The following is a 12,987-nucleotide window of genomic DNA, read 5'->3' as shown; positions in this document are numbered from 1 at the left end:
CCCGGCTGCTCCGCAGCGTGATCGCCCGGCCGAGAACCCCGCTGCGCCTCCGGCGAGCGGACCCGCCGCCACGTCCGGCGGAACCGTGCAGACGGTCCGGCCGTCCGAGCCGCTCGCCGCCAGCTCGGCGAATCTGTTGCGCAGCGCCGCCGAACACCCGAGCGTGAGGATTCGCCCGCCGACGCCCGTGCCCGGCGTGAGGGTCGTCGTGATGGCGGTCGGCCGAGCCGGTGGCTACCGGGACGCGGCGGCGGGGCCGCGAGCTAGCCGAGCGTCTTGCGCAGGGCCGCCTTGGCTTTCCGCGCCATGTCCGCCACGGCCTCCCGCCGCTGGCGGTCGATCTCGTACTGCTCCTTGCGGTCCTTGACCACGCGCGCCGGGATCCCGACCGCGATGCTGTATTCGGGGATGTCACCGCGTACCACGGCGTGCGCCCCGATGACGCTGCCGCGGCCGATCCGGGTGCCCTTGGTGACCGTCACCTTGGTCCCCAACCAGGTGTCCGGGCCGATGCGCACCGGCGCCTTGACGATGCCCTGGTCCTTGATCGGCACCGTGATGTCGGTGGTCACGTGGTCGAAATCGCAGATGTACACCCAGTCGGCCACCAGCGTGGCGTCGCCGATCTCGATGTCCAGGTAGCAGTTGACCACGTTCTGCCTGCCGAAGACGGCCTTGTCGCCGATGCGCAGCGAGCCTTCGTGGCAGCGGATGGCGTTGCCGTCGCCGATGTGCACCCACTTGCCGATCTCCAGCCTGCCGTAGCCGGGGCGGCAGTGCAGCTCGACGTTCTTGCCCAGGAACACCATGCCGCGCAGCACCACGTGCGGGTTGGCGAGCCGGAACTTCAACAGCCGGTAGTACCGGACCAGGTACCACGGGGTGTAGGCACGGTTACGGACGATCCAGCGCAGCGAGTCCATGGTGAAGAACCGTGCCTGCTCCGGGTCCTTGCGCATGCGGCGCCAGGCGGCCAGCCGCTGCAGCATCGGGGCACCCCACATCGACGTCATGTCGGACACCCTACTGGCGGGTCACGACCGGCCGATCGGACCCGGCGGACGACGCGCCGAACACTCGCCGGGCCCGGCGAAGCGCGAATCGTGACCGTGCGTTTGCGCACCGACGTGATAGGAATCGTGCATGGCCGACCGCAGGATCACCCTCTTCCGCCACGCCAAGGCCGCATGGCCGGACGACGTGGACGACATCGACCGGCCGCTGGCCGATCGCGGCGAAGCGGATGCCCCCGTCGCCGGGCGCTGGCTCGCCGGCCAGCCATTGCCCTCGCTGGTGCTGTGCTCCCCTGCGGTCCGGGCCCGCCGCACGTGTGAGCTCGCCATGGCCGCGTTGCCGGACATCCCCGTCCGGATCGAGGAGCGGATCTACGCCGCCTCCGCGGGCGACCTGCTGGACGTGGTCCACCAGCTGCCCGGCGACACCCGGCACGTCATGCTGGTCGGCCACAACCCGGGCCTGTCCCACCTGGCGGGCCTGCTCGCCGGGGAACGGATCGACCTGAGCACCGCAGGCATCGCGGTAGTCGCCTGGACCGGATCGTGGACCGACGCAGCCCCGGGCAAAGGGCGCCTGGTCGCCGCCGCCACCCCGCGCGCCCGTTAGCCGCCGTCGGCGGACCGCGTGCGGTGACAACGGTTCGCCCGGGCGATCGGGTTTGATGGGCACATGCCCGCGCTCATCATCGACACCGATCCCGGAGTGGACGACGCTTTCGCCATCGCACTCGCCGCGCTGGATCCCGACGTCACCCTGCTCGGCGTCACCACCGTCTACGGAAACGTCTCGGTTGACGCCACGACCCGCAACGCGCAGCGGATCCTGGCGCTGTGTGGCGCCAGCGGTGTTCCGATCGCCCGGGGTGCCGAACGCCCGCTCGTTCATCCCCACCCGCACCGTGCGCGCTATGCCCACGGTTCGGACGGCCTCTCCGGCCGGTCCTCCGTCCTGCCCGACCCGATCGTGCCGACCGCAGACGCCGGTGCCGTCGAGCTCATGGTGTCCCTGCTGCGCGAGGCGACCGAACCCGTCGTGCTCGTCCCGATCGGGCCACTGACCAACATCGCCCTGCTGCTGGCGGCCTATCCGGAGATCAAGCCGCAGATCGACCGCGTGGTGATCATGGGCGGCGCGGTCGACGGCGGGAACGTCACCGCGCGCGCCGAATTCAACCTGTGGAGCGACCCGGAAGCGGCCCGTCGCGTACTGACCGAACCCGACGTGCGCTGCGTGCTGGTGCCGATGGACCTCACCTGCCGATGCGCGGTCGACGTGCCGTGGCTCGACCGGCTCGCGGCGTCCGGGCCGATCGGCGCGGCATTGCGCGAACTGACCACCGACTACCTGGAGTACTACACCAAGGCGCTGGGCCGGCCTGCGGTCGTCCTGCACGACGCGATCGCCGTGGCCGAGGCCATCTGGCCGGGCATGCTGCGCACCGAGGACTATCCGCTGGACGTCGAATGCGCCTTCGGACCGTCGCGTGGCGCGCTCGTCGCCGACCGCCGGCGTCGCGAGTTGATCGCCGAGACCGTGGCCACCGACACCGAGCCGGTCGCCGTCGCGGTTGACGTGGCGCCGGAATGGGGATTCGAAGGGGTGCGGGCCCGCCTGCTGGACGGGCTCACGCGAACCCGGTAACGACCGCGGCCGGAACCCGACAAACCGGAGGACCCGGTTTGCTCATGGCGCCAGGAGGAGGCGGGGGTGGGACAGCCGAACGGCCGGGTGATCGCCGGCCGCTACCGGCTCACCCGCAAGCTCGCCAGCGGCGCGATGGGCGCCGTGTGGCTGGCCCACGACGAAGTGCTGAACCGGGCCATCGCGGCCAAGCAGATGCTGCTGCCGCCGGGGACGGCCGACGACGAAGCCGAGCAGGCGCGCCAGCGCGTGCTGCACGAGGCCAGGGTGGCCGCGCGGATCTGCCACGCCAACGCGATCACCATCTTCGACGTGGCGGACGACGGTGGCGAGCCGGTGCTGATCATGGAGTACCTCTCCTGCCGCACGCTGGCCCACGTTCTGGCCGAGCGCGGCCACCTGTCACCGGCCGAGGTGGCTCGGATCGGCGCCCCGGTCGCTGCCGCGCTGGCCGCCGCGCACGCCCAAGGGGTCGTCCACCGCGACGTCAAGCCGGCGAACATCCTGCTCGCCGACAGCCCGGACGGGCTGGTGAAACTGACCGACTTCGGAATCGCCCACGTCAACGGTGACGTCGTCGGCGCAGCCGGGCCGCTGATCGGTTCCCCGGCTTACGTGGCGCCCGAGTCGATCCGCGGAGCCGAGCCCACACCGGCCGCGGACGTGTTCTCCCTCGGCGCCACGCTCTATCGCGCGGTCGAAGGCCACCTGATCTACGGTGACCTCGCCAAGCGCGCCGACGTGCTGCAGGCAGCTGCCGACCACCGGATCGTCCCGCCACGCCACGCGGGCCCCCTGACCCCGCTGCTGCGCGCGATGCTGACCCCGGATCCCGCGCAACGACCCACCATGCGCGAGGTGCACCACCGGCTGCGCGCGGTGCTGGCCGAGACGACGAGCTCGACGCCTGCCCCTGACCAGCCGGACTCCGCTCCGGCACGCCGCCCGACGCGGAGCCGTCCGCGCAACAGGCAGCCCAGGACGCTGGTGACCACCGGCTCGATCGTGACCATCGTGCTGGTCTTCGTGCTGGTCATGGCCACCATGGGGTTTCAACCGGAGCGCAAGGACGTCCGCGCGGCCGGTGACGGTGTCAGCCCCACCGATCGTGCCGCCGTGGCGACGCGGTTCTACCACGTCCTGCCGAGGGACACCGACACCGCGTGGACGATGCTCACACCGCGGGCGAGGGCGACCGGCCGCGCCGAGTTCGACGCCTACTGGGACTCGGTCGGGTCGGTCACCATCATCGAATCGGCCGACGTCGCCGGGCGCACGGTCACCATCGGCGTCCTGGTCGATCACGAAGGGCGTCCGTCGTTCCAGCGCACCGAGCTGGAGATCGTCAAACGCGGCGACAAGCTGCTGATCGACTCCATCCGGCGGACGACAGTCAGGCGTTAGCCAGCGAAGCGAGCCACGCGTTCACCTCACGCCGTCGCCGCAGCCGGATCACCTCCGGCCCGTCCGGGTCGGCGATCATCGCCTCGATGCGTCGCCGCTTGACCCGGAACGAGCGCATGTGCCACAGCAGCAGCGAGTCGCGGCTCAGCTGCAGCCGCAGTGATTCGCGATTGCCGTTGCAGATCTCTTCCCGCGAGACCAGTCGGCGCAGGGTGCGCCGCAGCAGCTGCCACATGCTCAGCCAGCGCGGCAGGTCCAGCGCCACGACCAGCTCGGCCCGCTGAAGCACCACCGACTCCCAGGCGCCGTAGGCGGCGTCGAGGATCCACCGGTCGCCGGCACAAATGGCGCTCATCCGCCGGATCTGCTCCTGCCGTGGCAGCTGCACCCACCCCGGCTGCCACATGAGGTCGTCGACCGAGTACCACGGCAACCCGGTGATCCGGCTCAGTTGCCGGGCGACGGTGGTCTTGCCGGAGCCCGTGACGCCGTAGACCAGCACGCGACGAGCTGCCAAGTCGACCATGCCCGTCACGACATGAGCCGGGCCGGTCGATGCATCAGGGGATGCGGTGTGCCTGGCACACGAAGGCCATCGGCGTTCGCCCGATCCGGGTCAGCACGACGGTCGCCTCGTTCTCGCCACCGAGCTTGAGCCGCGGCCGGAGTTCGTTGGGATCGACGTCGAGACCGCGGACCAGGATCTCCACCCTGCCGACCGCCAGCCGCCGCAGCGTCAGCCGCAGGTCCCTCTCCCGGTATCGGCCGAACTCGCGCACCCGGAAGGCCCGCGTGCCCGGCGGCGGCCGATTCCCGGTCAAGTAGGCGATGTGCTCGTCGAGCTGCCACAACCCGTGCCGGGCGGCGTACTGGCGCACCAACCCGGCCCGCACCACCGCACCGTCCGGATCGACGATCCACTCCCCCGGCTCACCGACCGGGCACTCGTCCGGTTCGTCGTCGGTGACCGTCCACGCCGTTCCGTCGCTGCGCAGAACGGTCGCACGTCGCCGCGCTGTCGCCACCGTGCCGCGCCACAGGCACGCCTCGCGCACTTGGCCGTCCAACGACACCACTTCGCGCTCGTCCGCCCACGGCACGGCCTCCGGCGCGATGCCGGGTGCACACTTCACCACCAGGTCGCACTTGGCGTAGGCCTGCACGAGAGCATCCAGCGGCGGCACGAAGTCCTCGGGCTTCCAGCGCCGGCGTCCACGCCTGTCCCGGCGCGCCGGGTCCGCCACGATCACCGTTCCGCGGCTGACCGGGCGCAGCGCATCCGCTTGGACCAGACCGGCTGCGGGGACGTTGTGCCGGGCCATGGCCAGCCGTACGACATCGATGTCGGACCCCAGGCACCGCGCAGCGGTCCGCTGCAGCTCGACCAGGTCCGCTCCGATCGAGCAGGTCACGTCGTGCACGTCGCGTCCGGTCAGCCGTGCAGCACGGTGCCGGGCGACGGCCGTCGGCGTGGCCTGCTGCAACGCGTCATCGCTGAACAGCCAGTGGTCCGCGCCCACCAGCTTGCCCGCCGCTTTGCGGCGCAGCAGCAGCGTCTCCAGCACCGCAGGCGCGCGGGCACCGGCGATCTCCCGCGCCGCCGCCACGTCTCGCACCATGCTGCGTTCGGTCAGCTCCAGCCCGGAGCAGGCGCGCAACGCCTCCGCCCCGTCGGCTGAGCGGAGAAACGCCACGTCGTCGAGCGTGAACGCGTAGCCCACTAGTTCCCAGGCTTGGTCCCGGTGATCATCACGTTGTAGAACACCGACCGCGGCAGCACCTTGGCCAGCACAGTGCGGTCCAGCGCGATCAGCCGCTGCCAGGAGCGATAAGCGAACCACCGCCAGCCGGGCGTCAGCTTCTCCGGCGGCACCGCGGCCTCGAACGTCCGTACCGGCCAGCCGAACAGTGCCGCAGTGAACTCGTCGGTCACCGCACGCACGTTCAGCGAGCCGGCCTGCCGCGCCCAGCGCTCCAGCTCAGCCGGGTCGAACGTGTGCAGGTCGACCACGGCTTCCAGGGCGGCGGCCCGTGACGACTCGTCGAGCTCACGCTGCGGCCTCCGCCACGCCCGCAGCGCGGGCAGCCGGGTGACGTTCGTGGTCACGAACCAGGTCAGGCGGCCCAGCCTGCGGGCGTACCAGTCGCCGATCTTCGTCGGCTCGCCGCAGAAGACGAAGCGCCCGCCCGGCTTGAGCACCCGCAGCACCTCGCGCAGGGCCTTGCGCACGTCCGGGATGTGGTGCAGGACGGCGTGCCCGACGACCAGGTCGAACGTGTCGTCGTCGTACGGGATCCGTTCGGCGTCGGCGACCCGGCCGTCGACGTCGAGGCCGAGCCGCTCGGCGTTGCGCAGCGCCGTCTGCACCATGCCGGGCGACAGGTCGGTGACCGAGCCCTTCTTGATGACGCCACCCTGCATCAGGTTGAGCAGGAAGAACCCGGTCCCGCTGCCCAGCTCCATCGCGCTGTCGTAGCTGGCGGGCTCGTCGCCTGCCACGGCGCGGAACACCTCGACCGCGTAGGTGATGCACCGCTCGTCGTAGGAGATGGACCACTTCTCGTCGTAGGTGCCCGCCTCCCAGTCGTGGTAGAGCACGTTGGCCAGCTTGGGGTCGTTCCTGGCCGCCTCCACCTCCTCGGCGGTGGGGTGCGGGCGCGGCTTCGGGTCGGCCTGCTGCCCTGCTTGTCCGGCTGCCTCCTGCTCGGAGTGCGCCGCCGGGTCGATGACGTCGGTCACGTACCGTCTCACTTCCGTGTTCGATGTGCTGGCTGCTCGGCACCGCGCCCGGCGTCAGCGCCCGGTGAAGGTGGCCTTCCCCGGGCCGTTCTCGATGAACGAGGTCATGCCCGCGCGCTGGTCCTCGGTCGCCCACAGCGCGGAGAACAGGTGGCTCTCCAGCCGCAGGCCGCTGGTCAGGTCGGTGTCCAGGCCGCCGTCGATGGCCGCCTTCGCCGCGGCCAGGGCGCGCATCGGCCCCTCGGCGAACTGGGCCGCCCACTTGTGCGCCGTGGCGTAGACGTCGTCCGCTGGCACCACCTCGTCGACGATGCCCAGCGCCAGCGCCTCCTCGGCGGGCACGAACCGGCCGGTGTAGATCAGGTCCTTGGCCTTGCTCGGGCCGATCAGCCGGGCCAGCCGCTGTGTGCCGCCCATGCCGGGGATGATGCCCAGCAGGATCTCCGGCTGACCCACCTTGACGTTGTCGCCCGCCACCCGGCGGTCTGCGGCCAGCGCCAGTTCCAGGCCACCGCCGAGCGCGTACCCGGTGATCGCGGCCACCGTGGGCTTCGGGATCTCCGCGACCGCGGTGATCGCCGAGCTCAGCAGCGGCGCGGCGGCGGCCATCTCGGCGTAGTCCATGGCCGCCATCTCCTTGACGTCCGCACCACCGGCGAACGTCTTCTCCCCGCCGTAGATCACCACCGCACGGACGTCGTCCCGCTCGGCCGCCTCGCGCGCGGCCTGCCGGATCTCCTCCTGCATCTGGCGGTTCAGGGCGTTGACCGGAGGACGCTCCAGTCGAATCGTGCCGACCTTTGCCTCGACCTCAAGACGTACGAACTCTGCCACCCGCAGCTCCTCCGGCTTCGTCCAGCTGGATGTCTACTCGCCGGTAGGCTACCGCCTGCGGGCGAAGTAGCGCTCGCCCCACTGCTCCAGCAGCAGGTCCTCGCCGAAGGTGGCGGACAGGTTCTCCGCGGTGAGCACGTCGTCGATCGGGCCGGCGGCCACCGCGCGGCCGTCGCGCAGCAGCAGCGCGTTGGTGAAGCCCGGCGGGATTTCCTCCACGTGGTGGGTGACCAGCACGATGGCGGGCGCGTCCGGGTCCTTGGCCAGCATCGACAACCGGCCGACCAGGTCCTCCCGGCCGCCCAGGTCCAGCCCGGCCGCCGGTTCGTCCATCAGCAGCAGTTCCGGGTCGGTCATCAGCGACCGGGCGATCAGCGTGCGCTTGCGTTCCCCCTCCGACAGCGTGCCGTAGGCCCGGTCGGCCAGGTGCGCCACGCCGAGCGCCTTCATCAGCTCCTCGGCCCGCTCGGCGTCGATCTCGTCGTAGTGCTCGCGCCAGCGGCCGACGACCGCATAGCCGGCGGACAGCACCAGGTCGCGCACGGTTTCGTCGGCAGGCACGCGCGCGGCCAGCGCCGCCGAGGCGAATCCGATGCGCGGGCGCAGCTCGAACACGTCGGTGCGGCCCAGCCGCTCCCCCAGCACGTGCGCGACCCCCGACGTGGGGTGCAGCTCGGCGGCGGCGATGCGCAGCAGCGTGGTCTTGCCCGCCCCGTTCGGGCCGAGCACCACCCAGCGCTCGTCCAGTTCCACCGCCCAGTCCAGCCGGTCCAGCAGCGTCGATCTGCCGCGCCGCACGCCGACCCCGGACATGTGCACGACCAAGTCGTTCGGGTCCTCGGGCAGGACGAACTCCACGGCGGGACGGGATCGGTTCACCTGGCTGGCTCCCGGGTTGTCGGTGGGCTCTGGGGACGCTGACGATGCGGCCACGCCCTCATTCTGTCCTGGCGGATCCGGCAGCCGGTGGCGGCCCGCTTCCTGTGCGACCGGTTCCATACCGAACCGGCGGAGCAGCTTCCTGGCGAACAATCCGGTACGCATTCGGCTCACTTCGGCTCCGGCAGCACACGGTCGTGCGCGCCCGCTCCGGCCGCCTGCCCGGCGCCGGAGCAGCGGTCACACGTGCTGGTCGTCATGTCGCTTCACCCTACCGGCGCGCGGTTCACTGCACCGCGACCTTGCCCAGCTCGGCGGGTACCGCCAGCAGCTCGTGCTTGGGCAGCACCCGCACGGTGTAGCCGATCGAACCGGCACGCGGCATCGGCACCGTGGCGGAGAACCGCTGCGGGCTGCCGTCCGGCTGCATCGGGTGCGTGACGATGTCGTGCATCTGGTCGGTGTCCCCCACCCTGCCCAGGACGACCTGCACCTCCACCTCGTCCGGCCGCAGGCCGCCGAGCTCCACGGTGGCGCGCACCCGCACGTCCGTGCCCACCACCAGGTCACGGCCGTCGGTCTCCAGCTCGGAGTCGACCACTCGCACGCCGGGCCAGGCGCGCTCGACCTTGGCGCGGTAGGCGGCCAGGTCCTTGGCACCGGCGTAGGAGTTCGCGGTCAGCCGGGCGACCGTCTCGGCGGCGGGCAGGTAGCACCGTTGCACGTATTCGCGCACCATCCGGGACGCCTGCACCCACGGCCCGAGCGTCTGCAGCGTGTGCCGGACCATCGCGATCCACCTGGCGGGCACCCCGTTGTCGTCCCGCTCGTAGAACAACGGCGCCACCTGCTGGCCGAGCAAGTCGTACAGCGCCGCGGCTTCCAGCTCGTCCCGCCGCAACGGATCGGTCACCCCGTCCGCGGTCGGGATGGCCCAACCGTTGCGGCCGTCGTAGCCCTCGTCCCACCATCCGTCCTTGATCGACAGGTTCAGCCCGCCGTTGAGGGCGGACTTCATCCCGGACGTGCCGCACGCCTCCAGTGGCCGCGTCGGGTTGTTCAGCCACACGTCGCAGCCCCAGTACAGGTACCGCGCCAGCGCCATGTCGTAGTCGGGCAGGAACGCGATGCGATGCCGCACCGCGGGGTCGTCGACGAACTTGACGATCTGCTGGATGAGCGCTTTGCCGCCCTGATCGGCCGGGTGCGACTTGCCCGCGACGACGAACTGGATCGGCCGGTCTTCGTCCAGCAGCAGCGACCGCAACCGGTCGGGGTCGCGCAGCATGAGCGTCAGCCGCTTGTACGTCGGAACGCGCCGGGCGAATCCCACGGTCAGCACGTCCGGGTCGAACGCGCGCTCGGTCCAGCCCAGCTCCAACGGCGACGCGCCGCGTTGCAGCCACGCGTCCCGCAACCGGCGGCGCACCTCCGCGATCAGGATGCCGCGCAGGTGGCAGCGCAAGCGCCACAGCTGCTCGTCGGTGCAGTCCTGGTTGCGCTCGCGCAGCTCGAGCATCTGCCTGGCGGTCCAGGTCGGGCCGTGCACCCCGTTGGTCACCGAGGTGATCGGCACCTCGTCGGCGGGAAAGCCGGGCCAGAGCTTGTTGAACATGGCCCTGGACACCTCGCCGTGCAGCCGGGACACCCCGTTGGCGCGCTGGGTGAGGCGCAGCCCCATGTGCGCCATGTTGAACAGCCCCGGGTCGTCCTCCGCGCCGAGGCCGACGATCCGGTCCGGCTCGATGCCGGGCAGCAGCCTGCCGTCCGCGAAGTACCTGCGCACCTTCTCCACCGGGAACCGGTCGATGCCCGCGGGCACCGGGGTGTGGGTGGTGAACACCGTCCCGGCGCGCACTGCGGCGACCGCTTCGTCGAACGACAGGCCGTGCTCGTCGACCAGCTCGCGGACCCGTTCCAGGCCGAGGAACCCGGCATGGCCCTCGTTGGTGTGGAACACCTCCGGGTCGGGGTGGCCGGTCAGCTCGCAGTACTTGCGCACCGCGCGCACGCCGCCGATCCCGGCCAGGATCTCCTGCTGGAAGCGGTGATCGGTGTCGCCGCCGTAGAGCCGGTCGGTCACCGCACGGGCGTCCTCGTCGTTGTCCGGCACGTCGGCGTCCAGCAGCAGCAACGGCACCCGGCCGACCTGCGCCTTCCAGATCCGCGCGTGCAGCGTGCGGTCCCCGGGCAGGGCGACGTCGACCAGCACCGGCTTGCCGTCGGCGTCGCTGAGCAGCTCCAGCGGCAGCGCATTTGGATCGATGACCGGGTAGTGCTCGACCTGCCAGCCGTCCAGCGACAGCGCCTGACGGAAGTAGCCCGCCCGGTAGAACAGGCCGACGCCGATCATCGGCACCCCGAGGTCGGATGCCGCTTTCAGGTGATCGCCTGCCAGCACGCCGAGGCCCCCTGAGTAGTTCGGCAACGCCTCGGTGACACCGAACTCCATCGAGAAATAGGCGATGCCCTGGGGGCAATTGCCTTCCACGTTCCGCTGGTACCAGCGCGGCTTGGTCAAGTACTCGCGCAGGTCGTCGGCGGCTGCCCGGACGCGCTGCAGGAACTGCTGGTCCTCGGCCAGCGCGTCGAGCCGACGGGGATCGACCTCGACCAGGATGCGCAGCGGGTCACCGCCCACCTGGCCGGCCAGCACCGGATCGATCGAGGCGAACAGGTCACGCGTCGGCGGGTGCCAGGTCCACCGCAGGTTGGTGGCCAGCTCGGTGAGTCCGGCCAGCGGGGCGGGAATGCCCGCTCGCACGGTGAACCGTCGCACTGCCCTCATGCGTACCGAACATAGCGTGCGCGGACGTCCACCGACGGTGCCCGAGATCGCTCCTGCGCGTCAGATCACCGCGTTCGGCCCCCTCGCGGTCGCCTCGCTCGATATCGTGCGCTACGACGTGCCGACCTGGCCTGTGGGATTTCTGCGAAGCGAGACGACGAGACGAGATGACATACCGGGGTAAGACGCTGGCTGCGTGCCTGTTGATCGGGACGTTGGGCGCCGGCGGGTGCGGCCCGACCACCGCGGGGACACCGACCGGACCGGACGTCGGCAAAGTGGCCGACCTGCCGGTGACGCACTTCGAGAGCGGCCTGAAGCCGGACGCGCCGGAGCCGGACATTCCGGTGGAGAACGCCACCAACGACCAGGCGGACAAGATCGCGATCGCCACCATCGCCGACGTCAGCCAGTTCTGGGCCGAGACCATGCCCAAGGATTTCGGCATGGACTTCCAGCAGGTCAAGCGGCTGCTGTCGTACGACTCGAACACCGACACGATCGAGATGTGCGGGCGCAGCGTGCAGGGTGAGATCAACGCGTTCTTCTGCCCGCCGGAGGACGCGGTGGCCTGGGATCGCGGCGAGCTGCTCCCCCGGCTGATGAAGCTGTACGGCGACGTCGCCCCGATCGCCGTGCTGGCACACGAGTACGGCCACGCGGTGCAGCACCGGCTGGGCGACAAAGCGGGCATCCCGTCCGACGGGCCGGAGCCGAAGACGATCGTGCTGGAAGCGCAGGCCGACTGCTTCACCGGCGCCTACTTCCGGTGGATCGTGGAGGGCAAGTCCAAGTACTTCCAGGTGTCCACCGCCGAAGGCCTCAACGCGGCGCTGAGCACCATGTACCTGGTGCGTGACGCACCCGGGAAGCTGGCCGGCGAGGTCGGGGCGCACGGCACCGCGTTCGACCGCACGCTGGCCTTCCGCGAAGGCTTCACCGACGGCCCGAAGAAGTGCGCCTCCTACGACGAGCAGCTGATCCGGGAGCGCACCACCCAGTTCAGGTTCAGCCAGTCCGACCGCGACCGCGGCGACATGCCGGTGACCGAGGACTCGGTGCGGTTGGTCAAGGAAAGCCTGGACCGGGTGTTCGGCGGTCAGGGCGCGCCGGAGCTGCGGACCACCGGCGGCACCTGCCCGGACGGCAGCGGCACCCCGCCCACGTCGTACTGCCCGGACGAGAACGTGGTCACCGTCGACCTGGCCGCGCTGGCCCAGATCGGCACCCCGATCGACCGTGGGCGGGAGATGGCGGGCGAGGCCTCGGCGGGCAAGGGCGACTTCGCCGCGTACGCGTCGCTGGCCTCCCGGTACACCCTGGCGGTACAGAAGGCCGAGGGGAAGCCGATCGACGACATGGAGGCGGCGCTGCGCGCGGCGTGCCTGACCGGCGCGTGGGCGAAAGGCGTGCAGAACCCGGAACAGGCCAACGGCCCGGTGATCCGGCTCTCCCCCGGTGACGTGGACGAGGCGATCCTGGAGATGCTGCAGCCGGAGAGCCTCATCGGATCCAACGTCAGCGGCGGCCAGGTGCCGAGCGGATTCCTGCGGGTCGAAGCGTTCGGCAAGGGCTACCTCGAAGGGCGCGACGCCTGCTGAGCGAGCGCAGCGGCGCACCGGAAATCGCCTGACCAGCCGGGGATCCGGTGCGCAGGCACCCCGACGAGGCGAACGCGGCCTCA

At 71.0% G+C, this 12,987-nt stretch carries 11 protein-coding genes; 4 read left to right on the top strand and 7 right to left on the bottom strand.

All coding sequences use genetic code 11. The annotated features are described in order from the left end of the window. Positions 1-263: 263 nt before the first annotated feature. A complete protein-coding gene (locus tag CXP56_RS04740) occupies positions 264-1,013 on the bottom strand; it encodes an acyltransferase (RefSeq protein WP_028846666.1) in 750 nt (249 codons plus the stop codon). Positions 1,014-1,143: 130 nt separating this feature from the next. Here CXP56_RS04740 and CXP56_RS04735 point away from each other — a divergent pair, with 130 nt between their 5' ends. From CXP56_RS04735 to CXP56_RS04725, 3 genes are all read left to right on the top strand, one after another. Next, a complete protein-coding gene (locus tag CXP56_RS04735) occupies positions 1,144-1,623 on the top strand; it encodes a SixA phosphatase family protein (protein WP_286900012.1) in 480 nt (159 codons plus the stop codon). A 63-nt stretch (positions 1,624-1,686) separates the two neighbouring features. Continuing rightward, on the top strand, positions 1,687-2,658 hold the full coding sequence (locus CXP56_RS04730; protein WP_286900011.1) for a nucleoside hydrolase: 972 nt from the start codon (positions 1,687-1,689) through the stop codon (positions 2,656-2,658). 66 nt (positions 2,659-2,724) lie between these two features. Further along, complete coding sequence (locus CXP56_RS04725) at positions 2,725-4,062, top strand: serine/threonine-protein kinase (protein WP_028846669.1); 1,338 nt, start codon at positions 2,725-2,727, stop codon at positions 4,060-4,062. Here CXP56_RS04725 and CXP56_RS04720 read toward each other — a convergent pair. From CXP56_RS04720 to glgP, 6 genes are all read right to left on the bottom strand, one after another. Further along, positions 4,052-4,588, bottom strand: coding sequence for a P-loop NTPase family protein (locus CXP56_RS04720; RefSeq protein WP_028846670.1), 537 nt, complete (start codon positions 4,586-4,588; stop codon positions 4,052-4,054). The two genes, CXP56_RS04725 and CXP56_RS04720, sit on opposite strands and share 11 nt — an antisense overlap. 34 nt (positions 4,589-4,622) lie before the next feature. Continuing rightward, positions 4,623-5,783 (bottom strand): class I SAM-dependent methyltransferase, encoded by a 1,161-nt coding sequence (locus tag CXP56_RS04715; RefSeq protein ID WP_028846671.1) that lies wholly within the window; start codon positions 5,781-5,783, stop codon positions 4,623-4,625. Next, the gene (locus CXP56_RS04710; RefSeq protein WP_051309866.1) at positions 5,783-6,790 is read right to left on the bottom strand and encodes a class I SAM-dependent methyltransferase; all 1,008 of its coding nucleotides are present in this window, start codon (positions 6,788-6,790) and stop codon (positions 5,783-5,785) included. The genes CXP56_RS04715 and CXP56_RS04710 overlap by 1 nt, the downstream gene beginning before the upstream one ends. A 66-nt stretch (positions 6,791-6,856) precedes the next feature. After that, entirely contained in the window at positions 6,857-7,636 is a 780-nt protein-coding gene (locus CXP56_RS04705) for an enoyl-CoA hydratase/isomerase family protein (protein WP_028846672.1), read from the bottom strand. Positions 7,637-7,684: 48 nt separating this feature from the next. After that, positions 7,685-8,449, bottom strand: coding sequence for an ABC transporter ATP-binding protein (locus CXP56_RS04700; protein WP_051309867.1), 765 nt, complete (start codon positions 8,447-8,449; stop codon positions 7,685-7,687). Positions 8,450-8,801: 352 nt separating this feature from the next. Beyond that, entirely contained in the window at positions 8,802-11,303 is a 2,502-nt protein-coding gene (gene glgP / locus CXP56_RS04695; RefSeq protein ID WP_028846674.1) for an alpha-glucan family phosphorylase, read from the bottom strand. 167 nt (positions 11,304-11,470) lie between these two features. On the opposite strand from glgP, the gene CXP56_RS04690 reads away from it, so the two are divergent. Next, entirely contained in the window at positions 11,471-12,904 is a 1,434-nt protein-coding gene (locus CXP56_RS04690) for a neutral zinc metallopeptidase (protein ID WP_286900006.1), read from the top strand. Positions 12,905-12,987: the final 83 nt, after the last annotated feature.

This window comes from Thermocrispum sp. (assembly GCF_002919275.1).
In the GTDB taxonomy this organism is placed as follows: domain Bacteria; phylum Actinomycetota; class Actinomycetes; order Mycobacteriales; family Pseudonocardiaceae; genus Thermocrispum; species Thermocrispum agreste.
Note: the sequence above shows the minus strand (reverse complement) of the source record. Positions and strands in the feature narration are given on the sequence as shown.

Excerpts from the sequence above, each read along its gene's own strand:
- CXP56_RS04720 (WP_028846670.1), bottom strand. The coding sequence starts at position 4,588 with ATGGTCGACTTGGCAGCTCGTCGCGTGCTGGTCTACGGCGTCACGGGC.
- CXP56_RS04700 (WP_051309867.1), bottom strand. The coding sequence starts at position 8,449 with ATGTCCGGGGTCGGCGTGCGGCGCGGCAGATCGACGCTGCTGGACCGG.
- glgP (WP_028846674.1), bottom strand. The coding sequence starts at position 11,303 with ATGAGGGCAGTGCGACGGTTCACCGTGCGAGCGGGCATTCCCGCCCCG.
- CXP56_RS04690 (WP_286900006.1), top strand. The coding sequence starts at position 11,471 with ATGACATACCGGGGTAAGACGCTGGCTGCGTGCCTGTTGATCGGGACG.
- CXP56_RS04740 (WP_028846666.1), bottom strand. The coding sequence starts at position 1,013 with ATGACGTCGATGTGGGGTGCCCCGATGCTGCAGCGGCTGGCCGCCTGG.
- CXP56_RS04735 (WP_286900012.1), top strand. The coding sequence starts at position 1,144 with ATGGCCGACCGCAGGATCACCCTCTTCCGCCACGCCAAGGCCGCATGG.
- CXP56_RS04730 (WP_286900011.1), top strand. The coding sequence starts at position 1,687 with ATGCCCGCGCTCATCATCGACACCGATCCCGGAGTGGACGACGCTTTC.